We start from the raw sequence: 22,463 nt of genomic DNA, 5'->3' as shown, positions 1-22,463 counted from the left end.
TCATACTGCTGACAAACCTGGACAGTCCGTGCGTTCCGGCATTTTTTAAAGCAACACCGTAGCTTTTTGGCAGCGGAGGCCGACCGGATAACCGGACCGTTTTGGCGCATGGACGCGCCAAACGAGCCATCATGGACGATTTCACGGCGTGTCCGTGTTCCGGTCGGCCTCTGCAGCTATTCACTGGCCTGAACGCGACCTGATGTTTTATAAGTTTGTCAGCAGTCTGAGGCGTAGCCTTCATCATTTCACTGCCTTGCTCGCGCGAACGCGCTATATTGTTCGCTCCGAAACAGTCAGGGAACGATCATGGACTCGCAGCACTCTTACCCAACCCGCAAACGCCCGATGAAGCTCAGCACCTCGGTTAGCCTGATGGTTGGCGCGGTCATTGCCGCCGTGCTGCTGATTGTGCATCTGTTCTATTTTTTCCAGATAAGCCATATCACGCGCGCCAGCGTACAGGATAAAGCGCTGGCCGTAGCGCGCACGCTGGCCGATTCTCCCGATGTGCAGCGTGCTTTACTGCTGCCAGCCGACCGCAATATTATCCAGCCCGTGACGCTGGCCGTACAGCAAAGCAATCATCTGCTGTTTGTAGTGGTGACCAACATGGACGGCATTCGCTATTCGCATCCCAATAAAGCGGCAATCAACCGCCATTTTATTGGCGACGATCTGCAACCGGCGCTGGCTGGTCATGAAAACGTGTCGGTCAACCGTGGCCAGCTGGAACCGGCGCTACGGGTTTTCACCCCGGTTTATGACCAACAGCAGCGGCAAATTGGCGTCGTGGCGGTGGGGATATCGCTCAGTGAAGTTGCGCAGCAGATTGGGCGCAGCCGCTGGTCTATTCTGTGGACGGTGCTGTTTGGCGTGCTGGCTGGCGCAATAGGCACTTACTGCCTGGTCAAAGCATCCCGCCGCGTTCTCTCCGGGCTGGAACCCTATGAGATCTCCATGCTGTTCAGGCAGCGCCAGGCAATGCTGCAATCGCTAAAAGAAGGCGTGATTGCCGTGGATGAACAGGCGCAGGTAACGTTGATTAACCGTACCGCACAAGAGCTACTCAGCGACACGGTACAGGCGGTCAACGACGCGCCTGGCCCGTTAATAGATAATTTGCGTCAGGTAGTAAGAAGCGGTACGCCCTTGCGCGATGAAGAGATTCACTTTGCCGGGCGTATCTTAATCAGCAATACCATGCCGCTACGCGGTAAAAGCGGCATTACCGGCGCGGTCTGCACCTTCAGGGACAAAACCGAAGTTAGCCAGCTTATCCAGCGGCTTGACGGTATGGTGAACTATGTCGATGCGCTGCGTGAGCGCTCGCACGAATTTATGAACAAGCTGCATGTCATTCTCGGCCTGCTGCATTTAAAAGACTATCGGCAGCTGGAAAGCTACATTCTGAAAACCGCCAGCAACTACCAGGCAGAAATCGGTTCACTGATGGCAAAAATCAAATCGCCGGTGATCGCCGGTTTTCTGTTAAGCAAGATGAGTCATGCGGCAGACCGGGGCCACCAGCTGACCATCAGTAACGATAGCCTGCTGCCGGACAGCGGAAGCGAGCAGCAAACTGCCACGCTGATTACCGTACTGGGCAACCTGATTGAAAACGCGCTGGATGCCGCGGATGACGAGGCCGAAGGCGAAATCAGCGTGCTGCTGCACTATCAGAACGGCTGGCTGGCCTGCGTGGTCAGCGACGATGGGCCGGGCATTCCGCCCGATCGGCTGGAGGCTATTTTCGCTAAGGGCGTCTCCACTAAGGGTGAAAATCGCGGCGTGGGATTATTTCTGGCAAAACAACAAACTGAAAGCCTTGGCGGGAAAATTATTGTAGAGTCCGAGCCCGGCGTTTATACGCAATTTTTTGTACAACTGCCCTGGGACAGAGGAAGCAAAAGCGCATGATTAACGTATTAGTCGTCGACGATGACGCCATGGTTGCAGAGCTGAACCGCTGTTATATCGGCCAGCTGGAAGGCTTTAGCTGCGGCGGTATCGCTGCAACCCTGCAGCAGGCGAAAGAGATGGCGCTGCAAGGCGAATACGATCTCGTTTTGTTAGATATCTATCTTCAGCAGGATAACGGTCTCGATCTGCTGCCCGTGCTGCGCCAGGCAAAACGCGCGGTGGACGTTATCGTCATCTCTTCCGCTGCCGATGCCGAAACCATCCGGCAGTCGTTGCATTACGGCGTGGTAGATTATCTGATCAAACCTTTCCAGTTTCCGCGCTTTGAAGAGGCGTTGACTGGCTGGCGACGCAGAAAGGCGTTGATGGAGGGACAGCATTACTATCAGCAGGCGGACGTAGACAAGCTGATCCACGGCGACCGGGTAGCGGGCGACGGCAAGAAGCTGCCAAAAGGCTTAACGCCGCAGACGCTGCGCACGCTGTGCCAGTGGATTGACGCGCATCCGGACGACGAATTCTCCACCGACGATCTGGCCGCCGCCGTGAATATTTCGCGCGTCTCCTGTCGTAAATATCTTATCTGGCTGGCGCAGTGCAATATCCTGTTTACCAGCATTCACTATGGGGCGACCGGCCGACCCGTTTATCGCTATCGCCTGCAGGCTGAATATGCCGGTCTGCTCAGGCAGTACTGTCAGTAACGGTATAGCGCTCGTCCAGCTGCTGAAACTGCAGCGGCGCAGAGAGCACAACCTGGCGATCTTTAGTGACGAAAATGGCCTCAATTTGCGGATACGCCGCAAGATAAGCGAGGCCCTTTTCAACGCCCATGCCGTAAAGCAGCGTGGTGAAAATATCGCAGTCTGTCGAGTTATCGGCAATCACGGTGACGCTCAGCAGCTCGTTGTCGAGCGGATAGCCGGTACGCGGGTTGAGAATATGATGGTAAAGACGGCCATGCTGTTCAAAGTAGCGTTCATAAATCCCGGATGTTACTACCGACCTGTTGCTGACGCTTACCGTGCCGATTAGCGCTTCCGGCGAAGAAAACGGCACCTTCAGGCCGATAGCCCACGCCTGCTGGCCTTCCGGCGCGTTAAGCGTCTGCACGTTGCCGCCAAGATTGATTAATCCGCAGTCGCAGCCCTGCTGCAGCAAATAGTCCCTGACGCGATCGGCGATATAGCCTTTGGCAATCGCACCAAGGTCAATCTCCATGCCGGGCCGGGTGAGAAATACCGTTTGCTGCCGTTCATCCAGCACGACACAGGCGGGATCGGTTAACGCCAGCAGCGCGTTAATCTCTTCTGCTGGTGGCACGCTGTCGCCCTGAAAACCGATCTTCCAGCGCTTCACTAACGGGCCAATCGCAAAATTGAAACAGCTCTCCGGCAGCAGGCTGACTTCTCTGGCGCGTTTAATCAGAGCAAAGACGGGCGCGCTGACCGCAACAGGCTGCTTGCCTGCCGCCTGGTTGACGGCCATCACTTCGGAAGGCGAGCGGTTAACGGTAAACAGGTTTTCCTGCTGCTTAATCAGGCGGAAAACGTTGGCGGCCAGTTTTTCGTCGTGCCCGGCCAGCTTAAGCTGTACGGGCGACCCCATCAGTACCGCATCATAAGCGCAAAGCCTCATCATCTTTCCCTCTGGAGCATGGTGGTCGCCAGTATGCAACGCCGGAACGGCAAAATGCCAGCGTCCGACTGGCATTCATGCAGAACGGCGGAGCTGATGCCCCGCCGTCGCTTATCAGCGCTTCATTGCCCAGGCCGCCGCGTTATGTCCTGCCAGCTTGCCGAAGATGATAATGTCGGCGATAGCGTTGCCGCCGATGCGGTTACCGCCGTGGATACCGCCGACCACTTCTCCCGCCGCCCACGCGCCTGCAATCGGCTGCTGCTGCGTATTGAGCACGGCGGTATCGCTGTTGATGGTCACGCCGCCCATGGTGTGATGAACGCCAGGCGCGATGCGTATCGCATAAAACGGCCCCTGGTTAAGCGGATGACGCAGCGCGGTCTGGCGACCGAAGTCCTCATCGTTTTGCCGCTCAACAAACAGGTTGTAACGTTCCAGCGTGGCCAGCAGCGCATGGAAATCCATATTCAGCTTCACGGCCAGCTCGTGCGGTGACGGCGCGCTAACCACAAAGCCTTTGGCGATATACTCATCTGCCGCTTTGTTATTCAGCCTGACCTGCTCGTCAAAAATCACCCAGGCGCTTTTTTCCGGCAGAGCGATGATATCCGCCGACACTTTGTCGCGCGTGTTCATCTCGTTACAGAAACGGTGTCCGGCCTGGCTCACCAGAATCGCCCCACCGCCGCGAATCGCCTCGGAAATCAGGTATGAGGTGGTTTGTTCAACGGTCGGGTGAATCTGGATTTCGCCCATATCAACCGTGCCCGCGCCCGCTTTTTCCAGCAGCGCAATGCCGCTGCCGGTTGCGCCCTTATGGTTGGTGGTGACAAACCCATCCAGCTCAGGGCGATACTTAACCACCATTTCCCGGTTGGCGCTGAAGCCGCCGGTTGCCACAATAACGCTACTGGCGTTAAGGATGCGGCTGTCGTTATATTCATCCACCACTTTGACCCCGGCCACTTTATCGCCGTCCATAATGATTTCCGCTACGGTGGTTTCCAGCAGTACCTCAATGCCGCGCTGGTTAATATTTTTCACCAGTCCGCTGATTAAAAAGCCCCCTACCGCTGAACGGTCAGCCGGACGGTGCGTACGGTCAATGCTCATCCCGCCGGTGATAGTAATATCGTTCAGCTCGATGCCCTTCGCTGCCAGCCATTCAATAGCGTCCGGGGCCAGCTCGACAAACTCTTTCAGCAGCACCGGATTATTTTTAAACTGTCCACCCTTCAGCGTTTCCTGGTAGAACAGCTCTTTACTGTCCTTAATGCCTTTCAGCTTCTGGAAGCGGGTTTCCGCCGCGTTCATGCCCACGGAGGCTTTAATGGTGTTGCCGCCGATGGTCGGCATTTTTTCAATAATTGCCACGCGAGCGCCTTCATCATGCGCCTGGATAGCGGCGGCCAGGCCAGCGCCGCCGCTGCCAATCACCACCACATCGTAACTCTGCGGTGCCTGCGGATTGCCGCCCTCTTCAATCACGTGCTCTTTGCTGCTGGTCGCCAGCGCGCGCGAAACCGCTTTTTTCAGCGCTTCACTCTGCGTGGTAGCGCCAGTGACGGCATCCACGTGCGGGCTGTTGGCAACCAGGATACGGCTACGCAGGTTCTCAAAGGTGGTGGTGAAATCAACGTCCAGGCTTTCGTCCGGCACCAGCGTGATATCGGTAATACGGTCGGTATCCAGCGCGACGTTGATTTTCAGCTTCAGCGCTTCGGCTTCGACTTTTTCCTGATAGATACCCGCCTTATATTTGCGGCCGGTAGTGCTGGTATCGCGGATCATCGCGTCTACCAGCGAGAAACGCCACAGCGGCTCAGGAATGTTCAGCTCTTCGCGACGGTTGCTGTCGATATAAAGCTCAAGGCGATCGTTGTGGATGATGCGATCGGCCCAGTCCGGATAGGCAATGCAGGCTTTACCAATCGCTACCAAATCAAAACCGTGTTCCAGCGCGCTTTCGGCATCCGACTTGTTAACCACGCCGCCCACGCCAATCACCGGCACCTTCGCCAGCGTGGCTGAACGCTGAGCAATAAATTTGGTAATAAGCGGCGTTGGATCGCGCGTATCGACAATGGAAGGCCGTAACAGCTGGCCTACCGAGAAGTGAACATAGTCCAGCCCGCGCGCCGCCAGTTTCTCCAGCAGATACAGAGTATCGTCAAAGCGAATGCCCGGGACCTCCAGCTCTTCCGGCGAGAAGCGGTAGCCGATAATAAAGTTATCATCAGCAAAGCGCTCGGCCATTTTATGGGTAATTTCAAGCACTTCCAGCGGGAAGCGCGTACGGTTGTCGCGGCTGCCGCCCCATTTATCATCGCGCTGGTTGGAGTTAGGAGAGTAGAACTGCTGGATGAGATAAGTGTTAGCACCGTGAAGCTCAACGCCATCGAAGCCCGCCTTGATGGCCCGGTTTACCGCATCGCCAAATTTGGTGATCATGACCTCAACTTCTTCGCCTGTCAGTGCCGTGGGCGTCGTGGCACCTTCACGCGGCGCGGCAATAGCGCTGGGCGCAACCGGCGTTCTGCCGCCAATCAGTTCCGGCTCTACCATTCTGCCGCCGTGGTAGATTTGCAAAATTGCTTTGGAACCTTTCGATTTTATGGCGTCAGCAATGCGGGACAGGCCAGAGATTTTATTGTCGTTATCAATGCCGATAGCGCCGGGAAAAGCAGGTCCTTTCGGGTCGATAAAGGCGCACTCCACGATCACCGTACCGATGCTGCCTGCGCGATCGCGATAATACTCTACCAGCTCGCTGGTGACGGTACCGTCATAAAAGCCGGTACAGGTGGTCATCGGTGCCATCAGCAAACGGTTTTTCAGCACCGCGCCATTGGGCAGCGTAAGCGGATTCAGGATCGGGGTGAGCGTATTCATTATAACCGACTCCAGGAGGATGGAATTTTAAACCCTGTGACAGAAGAAGCGTAATTAATTAACTGACTGTTCCTGTTGCATGCAGTAAATATAGCAATTTTAATTTTTATCTTTGCGGTTAATTTAGTTAATAAAGTTTTGAAAGTAGTGCGATGAATTATTTATTTTATGCCCTGTCGGCACCCTGCTAATTGTTAACCAATAGTTAACAAAAATCAATATCCGGTTGTTACCAAAAATAAATCCAATAAAAACAAATAGATATTTTTACAAAAACCGTCTTCTGGAAATAGAGGCGGCAGAAAATCCGACTGATATGTAAAATAATGGTAATAGAAAAAGAACGGAAACACTGTTTCCAGCAAAAAGATAAAACGCGCGGGAAATATTTATTGATCCAGATCAATATTGTAAATTCGCACGAGTCGCATTATCTTCACAGCCGCTTAATAATGTGTTAAAAGATAGTTAGAAATAAATGAAGATTTATAAACACCACGGCGTGCAAGTCCAAAAACAAATAATTAAAAACGTGCTTAAACCGGGGCGTCAAACCACATTCTCAACAACTTGCAGACGATAAAATGAAACCACTATCAACCAACACCGAACCGCCCAAAGCTGCCGTCGCCGCTCCAGGCGCTAAAAAACATCTGATTATGCTTTTCCTGCCGGTATTGATAACGGTGCTGCTACTGCTCACGCCGGTTCCGGCCGGGCTGGAGCCTTACGCGTGGCACTTTTTTGCTGTCTTTGTCGGCGTCATCGTCGGGCTGATATTTGAGCCTTTGCCCGGCGCGGTTATCGGCCTGACCGGGGTGGTCGTTATCGCCCTGTTCAGCCGCTGGCTGCTGTTCAGCCCGGCAGAACTTAACGATCCCACATTCAAAGTAGCGACCCAGTCTTTTAAATGGGCCGTCAGCGGCTTCGGCAACTCCACGGTCTGGCTGATCTTCGGCGCCTTCATGTTTGCCGCAGGCTACGATAAAACCCAGTTCGGCCGCCGTCTGGCGCTGATCCTGGTGAAGTACCTGGGTCGTCGCAGCCTGACGCTGGGCTATGCCATTACCTTCGCCGATCTGCTGCTGGCCCCCTTTACGCCGTCCAACACCGCGCGCAGCGGCGGGACCATCTATCCTATTATCGCCAACCTGCCGCCGCTGTACGGCTCAAAGCCTAACGATCCCAGCGCGCGCAAAATTGGCTCCTATTTAATGTGGGTAGCGATAACCGCAGCCTGTATCACCAGCTCAATGTTTTTATCGGCGCTGGCCCCCAATTTGCTGGCGCTGGCGCTGGTAAAAAGCATTGTCGGCTTTGAGATTTCATGGGGAAGCTGGTTCCTGGCGTTCCTGCCGCTTGGCGTGCTGCTGATCCTGACCATGCCCTTGCTGGCCTACTGGTTCTATCCGCCAGAAGTCAAAATCAATGATGAAGTGCCGCGCTGGGCGAAAAGCGAGCTGGAAAAGCTCGGCAAACTTTCCCGTAATGAAATCCTGCTGCTGGTCTTTGTCTGCTGCGCGCTGCTGATGTGGATTTTCGCCGCCGCATGGATTGAACCAGCGCTGGCCGCGCTGCTGGTGGTCGTGCTGATGCTGTGGACGGGCGTACTGAACTGGAACGACATTACCAGCAATAAACCGGCATGGAACACCTTCGCCTGGTTCGCCACGCTGGTGGCGCTGGCGGATGGTCTGGCGCGGGTCGGCTTTATTGCCTGGCTGGGTAAAGAAGGCGGCCATTTGCTGACCGGCATCGACCCACAGGTGGCGGCGGTGATGCTGCTGGTGGCTTTCTTTCTGCTGCACTATCTGTTTGCCAGCACCACGGCCCATACTACCGCGCTGCTGCCTGCCATGCTGACCATTGCCGCCGCCATTCCGGGTATAAATATGCCGGTTTACTGCCTGATGATGGTTACGTCGCTGGGCGTTATGGGTATTATCACGCCTTACGGTACTGGCCCCAGCCCGATTTACTACGGCAGCGGCTATCTGCCTACCAAAGATTACTGGCGTCTTGGCACCATCTTTGGCGCTATCTTCCTTGGCGGCATGATGCTGATTGCCTATCCATGGATGGTTATGATGTTCTGAGTAGCCGAAAAATAATTCTGCTGGCCGGGCCGTGCAGGCTCTGGCCAGATAACATTGTTTCCCGTATGCCGCCTGCGGCTACGGGTTGAGCAGGTGAAAAATGTCGAACAAACCTTTCGTTTATCAACCGCCCTTTCCTCTCGCCCCTGAAGAAACCGAATATTATTTGCTGAGCCGCGAACACGTTTCCGTCAGCGAGTTTGCCGGCCAGGAAGTCCTGAAAGTCGAGCCAGCTGCTTTAACTCTGCTGGCGCAGCAGGCATTTCACGATGCCGCTTTTATGCTGCGCCCTGCGCATCAGCAGCAGGTAGCGTCCATTCTGGCCGATCCTGAAGCCAGCGAAAACGATAAGTACGTGGCGCTGCAGTTTTTAAGAAACTCAGAAATTGCGGCAAAAGGCGTGCTGCCAACCTGCCAGGACACCGGCACGGCTATCATCATGGGCAAAAAGGGCCAGCGGGTCTGGACCGGCGGCGGAGATGAAGCCGCGCTTTCGCAGGGCGTATATAACACCTACAGCCAGGACAATCTGCGCTACTCGCAAAACGTCGCGCTGGATATGTATCACGAGATCAATACCGGCACCAATCTACCGGCGCAAATCGATCTCTACAGCGTGGACGGCGACGAGTACAAGTTCCTCTGTATGGCGAAAGGCGGCGGCTCGGCCAACAAAACCTATCTCTGGCAAGAGACGCGCGCCCTGCTCAATCCCGGCAAGCTGGAAGCGTACCTGACGGAAAAAATGCGTACGCTGGGCACCGCAGCCTGCCCGCCTTACCATATTGCATTTGTTATTGGCGGCACCTCGGCAGAAAGCACGCTGAAAACGGTCAAGCTGGCGTCAACACACTATTATGACGGCCTGCCGTTTGAAGGCAACGAGCACGGCCAGGCGTTCCGCGACCGCAACCTGGAAGAAGCGCTCCTGAAGGCGGCGCAAAAACTGGGGCTGGGTGCGCAGTTCGGCGGCAAATACTTCGCGCATGATATTCGCGTCATCCGCCTGCCGCGTCACGGCGCGTCCTGTCCGGTAGGCATGGGCGTTTCCTGCTCGGCGGACCGCAACATCAAGGCGAAAATCAACCGGGAAGGTATCTGGATTGAGAAGCTGGAGGATAATCCGGGACGCTATATTCCAGCAGCGCTGCGCCAGCAAGGCGAAGGCGAAGTGCATCAGGTCAACCTGAACAGGCCGATGGAAGAGGTGCTGGCGCAGCTGTCACAGTATCCGGTTTCCACGCGGCTGTCGCTGAGCGGTACCATTATCGTGGCGCGGGATATCGCACATGCGAAATTTGGCGAGCGTCTGGAGAAAGGTGAAGGCCTGCCGCAGTATTTGAAAGATCACCCGGTGTATTACGCCGGCCCGGCCAAAACGCCAGAAGGCTACGCATCGGGATCGCTCGGCCCGACAACTGCCGGTCGTATGGACTCCTACGTTGACAAGCTACAGGCTAACGGCGGTAGCTTGATCATGCTGGCCAAGGGCAATCGCAGCCAGCAGGTGACGGATGCCTGCCGCCAGTACGGCGGTTTTTACCTGGGCAGCATCGGCGGCCCGGCAGCGGTGCTGGCGCAGCAGAGTATCAAAAGCCTGGAATGCGTAGAGTACCCGGAACTGGGTATGGAGGCGGTGTGGAAGATTGAGGTTGAAAACTTCCCGGCGTTTATTCTGGTCGATGATAAAGGCAACGACTTCTTCGCGCTTATTGCGCAGAACCAGTGTGCAAAATGTAAATAAGCCTGCGGTAAAGGCAACCGACAGCGCAACCAAAGCGGCGGCCAGTATGGTCGCCGCTTTTTGCATGCCTGGCCGCTCAATATGGTCGCCGCTTTTTGCATTTTTGCCTGCTTAATATAATCGCCGCTTTTTGCATGCTTGCCCGCTCAATGTGGTCGCCCGCTTTTTGCATGTTTGCCCACTCTGGCAGTTTCAGTGACACGTGATTTGCTTCGGGCAGCCTGAAGCTGTGGATGCCGCTTTTGCCATTTTGTTGCGTTCAGGCTGTTTCACAACGCGCATCGTTAGTAACGTAACGCTTACCGCAACGTGACGTTGTCACGTAAATTTACTATCGTACCCGGCTTCATACGGATATATCTGCCCTTATTGCTGTCGCCAGGAAGTTGCCATAGTAGCCATCTGGTTTAAAGCCACATCACCGCCCTGCGGTGGTACGCTGCCAGCCGATAACGGGCAGGCACCAGCCTGCGGGCTCAGGCTGATTTCAACACGGCGGTTAGCCATCCTGCCTGCCTCCGTATCATTACTTTTCAATGGGCGGCTTGCGCCATACCCCTGCACCACAAAACAGCTTTCCGCTATGCCGCCGTTATCACGCATCCAGTCGCGTACCGCTTCTGCCCGTTTCAGAGAAAGATGCTGATTGGTGTTTACGCTGCCAACGTTATCGGTGTGGCCGGCAATCTCGATCAGCCAGCCCGGTTTGGCCTTGATATCGATCAGCGCATTAACCAGTACGCGAGTGGAATCCGCTTTCAGCCGCCACTGGCCGGAAGCAAACAGCGCCAGGCTATCCAGCCGAATCGTCTGCGGTTGCTGTACTGCCACCACCGGCGGCGGCCAGGCTTCAATCGCAGCACGTACTGGCGCAATCAAGCCCGCGCCTTTATATAGCCCTAGTCCGTAACGCAACGGTTCGCCACCGCGTCGCCAGCTTTCCAGCAGCTGTAAATCGTCTTTGAGTTTTGCCCGAGCCTGGAGCTTAGGTTCAGGTGGCTCTTCGGGGAGTGAAAGATAAAGCGCCAGGCGATGGTTGACGTGCTGCAGCAGCTGGCGGTTGTGATGCCAGGAAGCCAACGTGGCCAGCAGCAGAAAAACGCCGCACAGCAGGCCTGTGGTACGTAAGATCTGCCTGATGCCAGTCCCCTGACGGCGAGGTAACTGCGCCAGCAGGCAGTCTGGCAAAGGCAACGTAGCCCGGGCAACGCCGGGACAGGATAAAGACGTTTGACTGGCCAGATGCTGCTGCCAGAGATTATTTTCAAGCGCCCCGGGCGGCGTAAAATTCCATCCCCGCGCACAAAACTTCAGCGCTGGCACTGCACCGGAGTGTTGCCCGGTAATCGCTGCGACCTGCGCTTTTTCCCACTTCAGCAGGCTGTCGAGCCAGAGTAGCCGGTGCAGGCGGCTTTCTCTTTCAACTGCGGGTGCCTCCTGTTGCCAGGCAGATAAAGAAAGCGGACTCTCTGCCAGCGGGTGAAACTGCATTCCCTGCTCCGGCAGCAGGGTAAACCAGCCGTGTAATGCCTCGGACGGGTTATCTCCCGGCGGTGATAACCAGCTGCAGGCCAGCAGCAGTGGCGTAACCGGTAACTTACATGCCGCTATCGCCCGATGCCAGCTGCGCAAGCCGTGCGTGAAGGCTTCTGTTTGCTGCTCCTCCGGGATAATGGCCAGCAACAGCGCCAGCCTGCCGCTTAACGTCGGCCTTTTTTCCACCAGGTACAGCGCCGTTTGCGACAGGTTTTCCGGTTCTGCAACGGCGATATACCATCCCTGTTGGGTTTCCCGATAAGGTTCGCCTGCGGCAAAAAGCGAAGCTTCACCACCGCATACCAGCACGACCCATCCGGCAAAACGCTCAGGTGGCAACAGGCTTTCGTTTATTATTGCGCCGGAATCCTGCGGTGTCCGCCGCCGCCAGTAGAATACCGCGCCGCCCGCGGCAAGAAAGATAATGCCGCTGGCCGTGACGGCAGCAAGCAGGCCGGGATGCCAGTAAATCTGCACCAGTATCAGCGACAGCCCGGCAGCCAGTAGTAGGGTTAACAACCTGATTTTATGCACCGTCTACCCCAGCCTCCCCGCCAGAAAAATGTGCTCCAGCGAAAACGAGAGCAGTAACCAAAGCCCCATCAGCAAAGCGATACCGCCCCCCCAAAATAACCATCCAGACTGGCGGCCCGCGTACAGGCGTTTTGGCCGTGAAACTAAAGGAATATCCTGGAGAAGATAAGGCGCTACCTGCTGGGCAAGCCGCTGCATAATATCTTCACGGCGCTTATCGCGGCTGGCCCGATAAAGGCCGCTAAACCCCAGCTGAAGCACACGGTAATAGCAGGTCAGCATGTGCGGATCGGGCGCAGGCTCTGCCAGTAGCATCCCAATCCGCTCCCACAGCTTTTCGCCTGCGTGCATAGCATTGAAATATTTAACCTGTAGCGGATTCGTTATCCAGTATTGATAGCCGTTATCCTGTTTCCCCCGGTTCATGACGCTTTCATCCAGCAGCGCGCAGACGGCATACAGCATCTGCTGCGAATGGGCCTTGCTGATACCCGCCTCGCTAAGCTGCTGCTGCCAGTTATCCAGCCAGCCGCAGGCTCGCTGATATAGCGCTTCGCCATCGATGATGTCCTGCCCGTTACGCAGCTGGCACACCAGTAGCCAGCCAGAGGAGAAAACCCGGTCAACAAGAGAGAGAGCATTTTCTTTCATGATCGCAGCACCGCAAAAAGTTCAAGGCTGACTTCTCTCAGAGAGCCAGAAATATAAAAGCGCAGCAGAAAATTGTTGTTCAGATTGCTATCTAACAAGCCAGTATCGCCCTGCGCGGCGGCAGCTGTCTGGTAATCTGTTCCGGCTTAACCCCCTTCATTTCACGAAAGGTGAGGCTGACGCTATAGCGGCTGGCGTATGGATCGAGATTGATACTGATGCGTGCACAATAAATTTCACTTTGGTATGAACCACTCATCTATCACTCCTTGTGAATATCGACAGAAAAGTAAAAAAACAGATTCGTTATGCGCCGTAATCAGAGGCATCAGAATATACAGGACATTCTTTAAAAAATTAGCGAATTAAATCAAAGTTACCAAAGCTTTCTTAAGATTACCGTGCTGATAGTTTATAAGACGCCAGATATTTCCTGAAATAACCAGATTAGCTATCAACCTGGCTTTATAACAGAATGGTCAGCACTCCAGGTGCTGCAAATTGTGACAGAGAAAATGATCCCCCCTGTTATTTTTTTATTTTACGGTCGGCGTGATTTTATTGTTATGTTAAAAACAGGCGTTATTTCTTCCGCTCCGGGACACCCTGCCGGGCCGCGTGTAAAATAAGCGCGTAACGCGCCAGCTGCTGTTTTATACGGTGTTCAATTTTACCGCGTAATACGGGTGAAGAATTATCGGCTTCAAGTCGACGTAGCAGCTCCTCAACGGGCAACATTGCCTGTAGCGGTTGCTGAATAGTGACCAGCTGCGCCTCCAGCTCGGCTCTGGAAAGACATGCCGTGCGCACTTCGCCACACTCGCCTACCTGTTCAGCCAGCTTTTGCAGCCTGAGCTGCGCCGTATGCCATAATCCCAGCTGTTCTGTCGGCAACGCGGTTGCAGTCATCATTTGCTGCCATTTATCCCGCTGCCAGCTCTGTTCAGGCGTGACCCGCTGCGCCAGCATCGCCACCCGCTGCGCTTTATCCGGTTCCGGTTGAATAAGCTGCCAGGCCCACACCGTTAGCCCACTCAGCACCAGAGTCGCCGCCACCCCGGCAATAAATCCCCGGCTGCGTTCCCAAAAGCTGAAACGAAGGTTTAGCGCTGAAGACGTCGTTAAATCTCTCGGCACGTAGATAAGCGGCGTAAACTCGCTATAACGGTTCGATGCGGCCTGATTGCCGCGTTTAAGGGCTTCCAGCGCCGTTGCTTTTGTCTCGCTTTGCGGTGCTGCCAGCCGTTCGGTAAGCGTAGCTACCTGGATGACCAGGCGATCCAGCTGGCTTAAATGCTTATGGGCAAGCTCTTCCAGCGTGGCAACGTTTTGCTCCAGCTGTTCGCGCAAATGCAGCAGCAGCTCGAGATCGCTCGCCCTGTAGCTGCTTTCGCTGATAATTTGCTGAACGCCCGTACTTAGCCAGGTGATAATAGCCAGTCTTGCCGGAAGCGGCTGTGGCCAGAGTGTAGGCCACTGATGCCTGATCATCGCAGTGATAATTTCTATGCCTTCACACAGACCGGCCAGGCCGGCATTGTGCGCTCTTGCCCGCGTATACCAGGCAACGCTTTGTAAATCCATGCCGTTAGCCCTGAAAAGCGCGATTGCCTGTCGCTCAACCTGTTGCCAGTCTGTCTCGCTATTACTGACAGTATTTAGCTTTGCTATTTCCTGACGAAGCGCGCTAAATTCCGGTAATGCCCGGGGATCGCCGCCGGTGTGTAAAATATTATTGTCAAACTCTGTCATGCCCTGATTTCCCTTTTTTAACAGCTTTGTTGCTCCCTGAAATCCGTCCTGTGCCCGCACAGGCTTTTCCCTGTTTGGCAGTGCAAGATAAACCTGCACTATCAGGATATTAATAACGCCATGCCTTTTTTCAGGCGCTAAAAGCAATATATTGATTGACCTGAAAATTTGCAAAGATAACTTTGCTTTTGCGCCAAATATTTAGCAATAAGCAGCCCTATATTTTTATTACAACAGCTTATTAACGGTTTAACTAAATGCATTAACTTACGCTATTATCTAAAACCCCGTAAAAAAATAAAACGCATTCGGAATAAATAAGCGTCGATGCTCGCTTGTACTGGCCGAATTTTTCAGAGAAAAAATTTAATAAAAGGTGAACAGCCCCGTAGTGTATTAAAATCCGACGTTGCTGACGGCGCGCGCCCTGCCAGTGATAACTGGAAATAAAAAAATGCCTGACCACATCACATTTCATCGTGATTTGCCACACGGTATGCAGAATGTCGTCTAAAGTTTGTTTCAGGGTCAATAACTTACAGATCCCCGTTCAGGCTATGGAGAACTAGCAATGCAGAGAGTTGAAAAACGTCAATGGAAAACTGTTCTGGCACTCCCGCTGCTGGCTACGCTGGCAGGCTATGCTAACGCCGCCGAGGTTTCACAGCAGGCCAGCACGGCACCTCAGCCGCCAGACGTGACGCTCGGGCCGCTTTATCAGGCCGTTCAGGCAGCAAAATTATTTCCCGATCAAAAAACGTTTGCGGATGCGCTGCCTAAAACCAGTCCCAGCCAGATCCTGGCGGACTGGCAGATGCAAAGAAAACAGAGCAACTTTGATTTGCGTCGTTTCGTCAAAACCAATTTTACCTTGCCGGTTAGCGGCGCGGCCTATGTGCCGCCAGCAGGCCAAAGCCTGCGAGAGCATATCGATGGGCTATGGCCCGTGTTGACCCGCAATGGTACACCGCTAAACCAGTGGGATTCGCTGCTGGCGCTACCAAAACCTTATGTCGTGCCCGGCGGCCGTTTCCAGGAAATTTATTACTGGGACAGCTATTTTACCATGCTGGGACTGGCCGAAAGCGGCCACTGGGACCGCGTTCAGGATATGGTCGATAACTTTGCCGCGCTGCTGGACAAGTATGGCCACATTCCTAACGGCAGCCGCAGCTACTATCTGAGCCGCTCGCAGCCGCCGTTTTTCAGCCTGATGGTAGATTTACTGGCAACGCATAAAGGCGAAAGCGTCTACAGCCAGTATCTGCCCGAGCTGCAAAAAGAGTACAGCTACTGGATGAGCGATGCCGACAGCCTTAAGGCAGGCGATGCCGCAAAAACCGTGGTGAAACTGAAAGATGGCACCTTGCTAAACCGCTACTGGGATAGCCGCGATACGCCACGTACCGAATCGTGGATGGATGACATCGAAACCGCAGAAAAAGCGAAAGAGCGTAACAAAGGCGAACTCTATCGCGATCTACGCGCCGGTGCAGCATCCGGCTGGGATTTCAGCTCACGTTGGTTTGCCAAACCTGGCGATATTTCCACTATCGAAACCACCCATATTCTGCCGGTAGACCTCAACTCGCTTATGTTCCATCTGGAACAAACGCTGGCGCGTGCCAATAAAGAAGCCGGTCATCAGGACGCCAGCCAGCACTTTACGCAGCTAGCCGAGCAGCGTCAGAAAGCGATTAACCACTATCTGTGGGACAGTAAACAGGGCTGGTACGCCGACTATGACTGGCGGAAAGCGAAGGTCAGACCGCAGCTGACCGCTGCCACGCTGTTCCCGCTTTATCTCAAAGTAGCGACGGCAGACCAGGCTAACCGTACGGCCATGGCGGTACAGGCGCAGCTGGTGAAAGAAGGTGGACTGGTCACCACTAACGTGAATAACGGCCAGCAGTGGGATGCGCCAAACGGCTGGGCACCTTTACAGTGGGCGGCGGTAGAAGGCCTTAATAACTACGGTAAGCAAACGCTGGCGAAGGATATTGGTATGCGCTTCTTAAATAACGTGCAAACCACCTATAACAAGGAGCATAAGCTGGTTGAAAAATATGTCGTGGAAGGTAAAAACCTGGGCGGCGGCGGCGGCGGTGAATATCCGTTGCAGGACGGCTTTGGCTGGACCAACGGCGTCACGCTCAAGCTAATGGATCTCTATTGCCCTAAAGGCGTGGTTTGTAACAACGTTAGCGATATCACTAAAAAGTAGGACAACTTCAGGCGACCGCACGTCGCCTGTACCTTTCTTTCCGATCTTTGCATAACCTTCTGCTATCCATAAAAAACCCCACGCCGGAGCGCGGGGTTATTGTTCACGGAACATTTCCTTTTCAGGACAACCGCGTGACTAGCTTCTGACTTTACGGTAGATCCACAGCACCACAATGGCGCCGATCACCGCCACGACAAAGCTACCGAAGTTAAAGCCGTCTACCTTGCCGAAGCCCACCAGGGTGCTGATCCAGCCGCCAACTACGGCGCCCACAATCCCCAGAATAACGGTGATGATAAAACCGCCGCCATCTTTACCCGGCATAATCCACTTTGCGATGATCCCGGCAATCAGACCAAAAATGATCCATGACAAAATTCCCATTTACTGCTCCTTGGTTTGTACTCATTGGACGGGCTAAGTATAGGCAAAGATTCTAACTCTGTGATTTAAAGCCAAACTTTTTGCACTTTTTTTTCACACCGCCTAAAGCGTCACACTTTCATGCCGATAATTTGTCGTATCACCGCCAGGCATGTGTTTGCTGACCTAATCGGAGTGGGACGTGAAAGAAGAAGAAAAAGAGCAGTATCTCAAGCGTGGCCCGCTCGCCGTGCTTGCCGTATTAAAAAATTTACATAAAAATCAGACACCAGTATTAGTTTCACACGACCGGGGCCAGTTTATTACTCGTCTGCTTTACGCTGACAAAGAGCGCCTGCTTCTTGACTATGGCAGTAACGATTATGAAAACCAGCTGGCGTTGACGATGAAAAACCTGCATCTGACTGCGGAAACGCAGGGTGCCAAGGTTGAATTTGCGCTAGACGCGCTGGAAGCCGATAACCATGAAGGGCTGCCGGCCTTTGGCGCTGACCTGCCCGACGTACTGTGGATGATCCAGCGCCGCGAGTTTTTCCGCGTGTGCGTACCGCTCGATCCGGTTTATTACTGCCATGTAAAATGGCCGGGCGGCGGCGAAGGCCGTATGCGCTTGCAGGACCTTTCGCTGGGGGGAGTCGGCGTATTAGGCGACGCCACGCTGCCGGAGACGCTGCAAGGTGGCGAAGAATTTAAAAAAATGCGTCTTGAGCTGGGCGAATATGGTCAGCTGGAAGTGGATGCTGCGCTGATTAACGTAGGCCAGCGCAGCATAGTAGGCAATAAAAATGAAACGGTGGTAACGCCTCGCCTGAGCTTTCGCTTTGCCTCGCTGAGCTTTGCCCAGGAACGTTTGCTGCAAAACGTGATCTTTTCGCTGGAGCGCCTGGCCCGCGAAAAAGCGACCCGTTTTCAGTAAAAAAGAAGCCGCCCGCACAGGTGGCTTTACTCATTATTCCTGTCCCGGGCGCACAGCTACCGTTAAATAGTGCGGTAAGCCGTGGTTACCTTCCACAGATAGCGCGGCGCCTGAGCGGCCGGGTGCTTCTCCTGCACGTGCTGATAAAACTCTTCCGGCGTCATAGAGTTAATCATGGCAATCGCCCGATCCCTGTCTCGCGAAAAGGTTCTCAGCAGCGCGCCAGCCCCGTTGGCGTAAGAAACGATAGTGGCGTAACGCAGGGTTTTTGGATTGCGTATACCGGCCAGGGACTGATCCTGCAAGATTTTCAGATAGGCGGTGCCGATATCGATATTTTTCACCGGATCACGCAGCTCCGAGCTGCTCGGCTGGCCGCGACGTCCCTGTACCCGATACACTTCACGCCCCGCCGTGGAGGCTTTTATCTGCATTAAACCAATGGCGTTTGATTTGCTGACCACCGTTGGATTGCCGCCCGACTCCACTGAAATAATCGCGTCCACCAGCTTCTGGTCAACGCCGTAGTTATGTGCCGCGTTCTCGGTAAATAAAGACCACGCCTGCGCGACTTTTTGCGGCGGCGCTTTGGTCAATGGCGTTTGCTGCAGGTTTTCGCTCTGCCTGTGCGGCTGACCGGCACAGCCTGCCAGCAGGAGCACGCCAAGTATTGCCGCTGTTTTTACGCTTCTCACGCTGTTGTTCCTTTAGGCTTTTGCTTCGCGCTTCATCATAACGGCTGTCTGCAGGGAGAAAATTACCGTAACTCCTAATTTGCCGTTTCGGTTGGTGACTTCAGCGCTGCTTTTCGTCATTATCAGCCGTATTGGACCCGCAATGGCACAAAATAATTCACTAAGCCCGCATAAAATTTGTTCGGGCCGCTTAAGCTTGTGGCCTGCTATCCTTGACGGCAGGCAAAACTCGTTGAAATAAAGTCATTATTTAGCCAGTAAAGGATAAAAGTGAAGATTATGTCCGTTATCCCACGCATTTTTCATCTGATTGCACCTTCTGGCTATTGTCAGAACCAGCAGGCAGCGCTGCTTGGCGTACAGCGCCTGCAGGCGCAGGGCCATCGGGTTAATAACACGCAGGTGATAGAGCGCCGCGACCAGCGCTTTGCCGGTAATGACCAGCAGCGGCTGCAAGATCTTGATCTGCTGACTACCGAGGCGGATATCGTCATGCCGGTACGCGGCGGCTACGGCGCTACCCGGTTGCTGCCCGATTTTGATGCCGCCGCGCTGGCGGCGCGGTTACGCGATCGGCCGATGGCGATTTGCGGGCACAGTGATTTTACGGTGATTCAGATGGCGCTGCTGCAGCAAGGCGCGCAGACCTTTAGCGGCCCGATGCTGGCGAGCAATTTTGGCGCAGAGGTTTTATCTGATTTTACCATCGAGCACTTCTGGCGCGCGCTGACTTCGCCAGAACTGACGTTAGAATGGCAAACGGAGCCGCAGCAGTTAGACGTTGCCGGTACGGTGTGGGGTGGCAATCTGGCGATGCTCACTTCCCTTATCGGTACGCCGTGGCTGCCGACAATTACCGGCGGTATTCTGGTGATCGAGGATATCAATGAGCATCCCTTCCGTACGGAAAGAATGCTGCTACAGCTGGCCCAGCATGGCGTGCTGGCGCGCCAGAAAGCCATTGTCGCCGGCAGCTTTACCGGTGTAAAACTGACTGATTACGACAGCGGTTACGATTTTAACAGCGTATGGACGCTGATTCGGCAGCTTACCGGCCTGCCCGTGGTCAGCGGCCTGGAATTTGGTCATCACTGGAATACCGTTACGCTACCCCTTGGCGCTCAGGGGCATCTACAGGTAGAAGGCTCCACCGCTACGCTGACCCTATCGGGACATCCCGTCCTGCGTTAGGCATTCTGGAGTATACATGAAGCAGCTGTATGAAGATCTGTGGGTTTCCACGCCAGAATTTCCGCCGGGCGAAAAAGATCCGGAACTGATGATGCATGGCTTTTTGCTGCAGCTTAATCGCGGCAACGTGCTGATTTCCCGCGTAGAAAACCCGGAAGATCATCATGTTATTCAGGATCTTGGCGGTATCTTCCGTCACTATCTTACCCACTGGCATGAAGCTGGCCCGGGTACGCAACTGCTCCAGCAGCGCTTTAATTCAGCGCTCTACTGCCATAACCGTGCGCTTGGCGCGGTCAGCTCGTTTGCTGAAGCGGACGACACCTTTAATCAGGCCGAAGTTCACTGCGGCAGTTTTCACGTGGTGCCGACGCCCGGCCATACGCCCGGCAGTACGACCTATCTGTATGCTTCACCTTATGGCAAAACCTATCTGTTTGTGGGTGATACCATCTGCCTTAGCCACGATCGCTGGATAACCGTGCTGGTGCCGGAAAGCAACGAAGCTGACTTAAAGCGCACGCTGGAATTTTATCGTGCCTTACGGCCGGACGTAGTGCTAATGAGTACGACCCGCGGCCATCTTTCATGGCAGGAAGTGACGGTGCGCGACTGGCTGTCGCTGCTGGACGAGGCAGAAAATGCGCCGCTGGATTTGCGCCAGCGGCCGGGAGAATAGCGACGAGTTAAAGCGCTTTCGTTAAGTAAAATCGCTGATGAACGCGCGGATAATTGTCCAGGACGAACCGCACCACGTATCCCTTCTTTTCGTAAAAAGGCCTGGCCTGAAAGCTGGCCGTATCTACCTGAGCATACAGACAGCCGCGCCTGCGGGCTTCCTCTTCCGCAGCCTGTATCAGTGCGCTTCCCGTCCCCTGCCCGCGCAGGGTATCACTGACCCACAGCATATTAATACGCAACCAGTCACCTACGGTTGACCCGGTCAGGCCAGCCAGCTTTTTGCCATCCGGCCCGCATATAAAAACGGCAAGGCTTACCGGCTTATCAATAAATTGTGAATTAAAGGCAAAGAGTTCGGCCTCGATTTCTGCCAAATCCTCTGCCCCAGGCTTATCCGTTAAAATTAATTCCATTTTTCCGCTCTCTCATTAACTAACCGTTCCAGACCGGCGGCACTTTTTGCCGCTCACCAAAGCTTTCCGGCAGCGGCACGCGGTAAATTCGCCACGGCTTTTGCACCCGATCTTTGCCGTCGGGTCCGCGTTTAAAGGCCATCCGCCCAAGCTGCGGGCAAGGAATATAAAGCTCGCGCTGCCAGGTAATAAACAGCGCATCCGGCCCCCAGATACGATCGTCTTCAATTACCACGCTGAGCTTGCCATCCGGCGACAGCATAGTGATCCGGGGCCGAAGAAATTCGGCCATATACAGATTCCCTTTGCTGTCCATCGCGGTGCCCACCAGCGTTGGCGTATCGTAGACGTATTGCACCTGCTGGGCCAGCTCGCTATCGCTTAGCGTTTCATCGCGCAGTCCGCGCGTAGGGACACGATAGAGCGGTCCGGTCAGTGCCTGAAAATAGAGCCACTGCCCGTCCGGACTGATCTCCAGCGGATCGGAGTGTACCTTCACTGGCGCGCCGGTTTTGTCCTGCATCATATAGCCGTTATCCCCGATGGGCGGCCTGTCGTTACGCATTAACGTCAACGGATGAGCAGAAAGCTTACGCAGCGCCTTGCCGGTTTTAAGGTTGACGACGATCAGACCACCCAGCCCGGAATCGGTGAAATAGGCGTTTCCGGCGTCCAGCCGCAGATCGTTAATGGTGCCGTTTTCCGGCAGCGTTTTTTCATCAAAGGTAATTTTACGCAGCAGCTTGCCGGTCATATCAAACTGCAAAATTTTCTGCGCATCGCGGCCCAGCTTTTTATCGCCCTGATCCACTACCCATAGCGTGTCATCGTCAAAGATATGGATGGTGTTAACCATGACAAAAGCATCGGTGCCGGGATTGCCAGGCTGCCAGCTGTTCCATTCACCGCCGGGAAAAGGTTTTAGCTGGCCGTCAGGCATCACTTCGGCCACAGAAGGGGAGTTTTCGCTGCCGGGCCAGCGCGGCAGGCCGACAAAGATGCGGTTATTACGGGTGACTGCAACTGCATTACACACCCAGGGCAGCGCAGCGACCTGCTGCAGCTCCGGGCCCAGCCCTTTGCTCAGACCATAATTAGTTGCGGCTTGCACCAGCGAACTACTGAAGGCCAGCGCCCCGGTAGTAACCAGCGAAGCGCGGCAAAACTGGCGTCGATTCATCTACTCC

At 54.5% G+C, this 22,463-nt stretch carries 18 protein-coding genes; 8 read left to right on the top strand and 10 right to left on the bottom strand.

What is annotated here, in order from left to right:
• The first annotated feature begins 309 nt into the window (after positions 1 to 309).
• On the top strand, positions 310 to 1,920 hold the full coding sequence (locus KUE00_RS07255) for a sensor histidine kinase (protein ID WP_246759033.1): 1,611 nt from the start codon (positions 310 to 312) through the stop codon (positions 1,918 to 1,920).
• Positions 1,917 to 2,627 (top strand): two-component system response regulator DcuR, encoded by a 711-nt coding sequence (dcuR, locus tag KUE00_RS07250; protein ID WP_246759031.1) that lies wholly within the window; start codon positions 1,917 to 1,919, stop codon positions 2,625 to 2,627. Before KUE00_RS07255 ends, dcuR begins: the two co-directional genes overlap by 4 nt.
• Here dcuR and KUE00_RS07245 read toward each other — a convergent pair.
• Together KUE00_RS07245 and KUE00_RS07240 are read right to left on the bottom strand one after the other, a co-directional pair.
• Positions 2,608 to 3,564, bottom strand: a complete 957-nt coding sequence (locus KUE00_RS07245) for an FAD:protein FMN transferase (RefSeq protein ID WP_246759030.1) — start codon at positions 3,562 to 3,564, stop codon at positions 2,608 to 2,610. The two genes, dcuR and KUE00_RS07245, sit on opposite strands and share 20 nt — an antisense overlap.
• Before the next feature lie 111 nt (positions 3,565 to 3,675).
• Complete coding sequence (locus KUE00_RS07240; RefSeq protein ID WP_246759029.1) at positions 3,676 to 6,456, bottom strand: flavocytochrome c; 2,781 nt, start codon at positions 6,454 to 6,456, stop codon at positions 3,676 to 3,678.
• A gap of 584 nt (positions 6,457 to 7,040) precedes the next feature.
• Here KUE00_RS07240 and KUE00_RS07235 point away from each other — a divergent pair.
• Positions 7,041 to 8,552 (top strand): anion permease, encoded by a 1,512-nt coding sequence (locus KUE00_RS07235; RefSeq protein ID WP_246759028.1) that lies wholly within the window; start codon positions 7,041 to 7,043, stop codon positions 8,550 to 8,552.
• A gap of 100 nt (positions 8,553 to 8,652) precedes the next feature.
• Entirely contained in the window at positions 8,653 to 10,296 is a 1,644-nt protein-coding gene (gene fumA / locus KUE00_RS07230) for a class I fumarate hydratase FumA (RefSeq protein WP_246759027.1), read from the top strand.
• A gap of 366 nt (positions 10,297 to 10,662) precedes the next feature.
• Here the strand turns inward: fumA and KUE00_RS07225 are convergent, their stop codons facing one another.
• The 4 genes from KUE00_RS07225 to KUE00_RS07210 form a co-directional block, all read right to left on the bottom strand.
• A complete protein-coding gene (locus KUE00_RS07225) occupies positions 10,663 to 12,366 on the bottom strand; it encodes an OmpA family protein (RefSeq protein ID WP_246759026.1) in 1,704 nt (567 codons plus the stop codon).
• Positions 12,367 to 12,369: 3 nt separating this feature from the next.
• Positions 12,370 to 13,017 (bottom strand): type VI secretion system protein TssL, short form, encoded by a 648-nt coding sequence (gene tssL, locus KUE00_RS07220; RefSeq protein ID WP_246759025.1) that lies wholly within the window; start codon positions 13,015 to 13,017, stop codon positions 12,370 to 12,372.
• Positions 13,018 to 13,108: 91 nt separating this feature from the next.
• Positions 13,109 to 13,276, bottom strand: coding sequence for a type VI secretion system contractile sheath small subunit (locus tag KUE00_RS07215; protein WP_246759023.1), 168 nt, complete (start codon positions 13,274 to 13,276; stop codon positions 13,109 to 13,111).
• Between the two features lie 323 nt (positions 13,277 to 13,599).
• On the bottom strand, positions 13,600 to 14,769 hold the full coding sequence (locus KUE00_RS07210; protein ID WP_246759021.1) for a type VI secretion system ImpA family N-terminal domain-containing protein: 1,170 nt from the start codon (positions 14,767 to 14,769) through the stop codon (positions 13,600 to 13,602).
• 571 nt (positions 14,770 to 15,340) lie between these two features.
• Here KUE00_RS07210 and treA point away from each other — a divergent pair.
• Positions 15,341 to 16,993, top strand: a complete 1,653-nt coding sequence (gene treA, locus KUE00_RS07205) for an alpha,alpha-trehalase TreA (protein ID WP_246759019.1) — start codon at positions 15,341 to 15,343, stop codon at positions 16,991 to 16,993.
• Between the two features lie 138 nt (positions 16,994 to 17,131).
• Here treA and KUE00_RS07200 read toward each other — a convergent pair whose 3' ends face one another.
• Complete coding sequence (locus KUE00_RS07200) at positions 17,132 to 17,380, bottom strand: GlsB/YeaQ/YmgE family stress response membrane protein (protein WP_246759018.1); 249 nt, start codon at positions 17,378 to 17,380, stop codon at positions 17,132 to 17,134.
• Positions 17,381 to 17,561: 181 nt separating this feature from the next.
• On the opposite strand from KUE00_RS07200, the gene KUE00_RS07195 reads away from it, so the two are divergent.
• Complete coding sequence (locus KUE00_RS07195) at positions 17,562 to 18,296, top strand: flagellar brake protein (protein WP_246759016.1); 735 nt, start codon at positions 17,562 to 17,564, stop codon at positions 18,294 to 18,296.
• 62 nt (positions 18,297 to 18,358) lie between these two features.
• On the opposite strand, the gene emtA is transcribed toward KUE00_RS07195, so the two are convergent.
• Complete coding sequence (gene emtA, locus KUE00_RS07190; RefSeq protein ID WP_246759014.1) at positions 18,359 to 18,991, bottom strand: membrane-bound lytic murein transglycosylase EmtA; 633 nt, start codon at positions 18,989 to 18,991, stop codon at positions 18,359 to 18,361.
• Between the two features lie 279 nt (positions 18,992 to 19,270).
• Here emtA and ldcA point away from each other — a divergent pair, with 279 nt between their 5' ends.
• Both ldcA and KUE00_RS07180 read left to right on the top strand, forming a co-directional pair.
• Positions 19,271 to 20,182: a muramoyltetrapeptide carboxypeptidase gene (gene ldcA / locus KUE00_RS07185; RefSeq protein WP_246759299.1), complete on the top strand. Its 912-nt coding sequence runs from the start codon at positions 19,271 to 19,273 to the stop codon at positions 20,180 to 20,182.
• Between the two features lie 16 nt (positions 20,183 to 20,198).
• A complete protein-coding gene (locus KUE00_RS07180; RefSeq protein WP_246759013.1) occupies positions 20,199 to 20,861 on the top strand; it encodes an MBL fold metallo-hydrolase in 663 nt (220 codons plus the stop codon).
• 7 nt (positions 20,862 to 20,868) lie between these two features.
• Here the strand turns inward: KUE00_RS07180 and KUE00_RS07175 are convergent, their stop codons facing one another.
• Both KUE00_RS07175 and KUE00_RS07170 read right to left on the bottom strand, forming a co-directional pair.
• Positions 20,869 to 21,276, bottom strand: coding sequence for a GNAT family N-acetyltransferase (locus tag KUE00_RS07175; RefSeq protein ID WP_246759012.1), 408 nt, complete (start codon positions 21,274 to 21,276; stop codon positions 20,869 to 20,871).
• Between the two features lie 19 nt (positions 21,277 to 21,295).
• Positions 21,296 to 22,456, bottom strand: a complete 1,161-nt coding sequence (locus tag KUE00_RS07170; protein WP_246759011.1) for an L-dopachrome tautomerase-related protein — start codon at positions 22,454 to 22,456, stop codon at positions 21,296 to 21,298.
• Positions 22,457 to 22,463 lie beyond the last annotated feature (7 nt).

Origin of the sequence: Erwinia phyllosphaerae, assembly GCF_019132875.1 — a bacterium.
GTDB lineage: Bacteria > Pseudomonadota > Gammaproteobacteria > Enterobacterales > Enterobacteriaceae > Erwinia > Erwinia phyllosphaerae.
The sequence above is the reverse complement of the archived record's forward strand: the minus strand, read 5'-3'. Positions and strand labels throughout refer to the sequence as shown.

What these genes read in the sequence shown, in the direction of transcription:
- dcuR (WP_246759031.1), top strand. Translation starts at nt 1,917, where the DNA reads ATGATTAACGTATTAGTCGTCGACGATGACGCCATGGTTGCAGAGCTG.
- KUE00_RS07180 (WP_246759013.1), top strand. Translation starts at nt 20,199, where the DNA reads ATGAAGCAGCTGTATGAAGATCTGTGGGTTTCCACGCCAGAATTTCCG.
- tssL (WP_246759025.1), bottom strand. Translation starts at nt 13,017, where the DNA reads ATGAAAGAAAATGCTCTCTCTCTTGTTGACCGGGTTTTCTCCTCTGGC.
- KUE00_RS07215 (WP_246759023.1), bottom strand. Translation starts at nt 13,276, where the DNA reads ATGAGTGGTTCATACCAAAGTGAAATTTATTGTGCACGCATCAGTATC.
- KUE00_RS07200 (WP_246759018.1), bottom strand. Translation starts at nt 17,380, where the DNA reads ATGGGAATTTTGTCATGGATCATTTTTGGTCTGATTGCCGGGATCATC.
- fumA (WP_246759027.1), top strand. Translation starts at nt 8,653, where the DNA reads ATGTCGAACAAACCTTTCGTTTATCAACCGCCCTTTCCTCTCGCCCCT.
- KUE00_RS07170 (WP_246759011.1), bottom strand. Translation starts at nt 22,456, where the DNA reads ATGAATCGACGCCAGTTTTGCCGCGCTTCGCTGGTTACTACCGGGGCG.
- KUE00_RS07235 (WP_246759028.1), top strand. Translation starts at nt 7,041, where the DNA reads ATGAAACCACTATCAACCAACACCGAACCGCCCAAAGCTGCCGTCGCC.
- treA (WP_246759019.1), top strand. Translation starts at nt 15,341, where the DNA reads ATGCAGAGAGTTGAAAAACGTCAATGGAAAACTGTTCTGGCACTCCCG.
- KUE00_RS07175 (WP_246759012.1), bottom strand. Translation starts at nt 21,276, where the DNA reads ATGGAATTAATTTTAACGGATAAGCCTGGGGCAGAGGATTTGGCAGAA.
- KUE00_RS07210 (WP_246759021.1), bottom strand. Translation starts at nt 14,769, where the DNA reads ATGACAGAGTTTGACAATAATATTTTACACACCGGCGGCGATCCCCGG.
- KUE00_RS07245 (WP_246759030.1), bottom strand. Translation starts at nt 3,564, where the DNA reads ATGATGAGGCTTTGCGCTTATGATGCGGTACTGATGGGGTCGCCCGTA.
- KUE00_RS07240 (WP_246759029.1), bottom strand. Translation starts at nt 6,456, where the DNA reads ATGAATACGCTCACCCCGATCCTGAATCCGCTTACGCTGCCCAATGGC.
- KUE00_RS07255 (WP_246759033.1), top strand. Translation starts at nt 310, where the DNA reads ATGGACTCGCAGCACTCTTACCCAACCCGCAAACGCCCGATGAAGCTC.
- ldcA (WP_246759299.1), top strand. Translation starts at nt 19,271, where the DNA reads ATGTCCGTTATCCCACGCATTTTTCATCTGATTGCACCTTCTGGCTAT.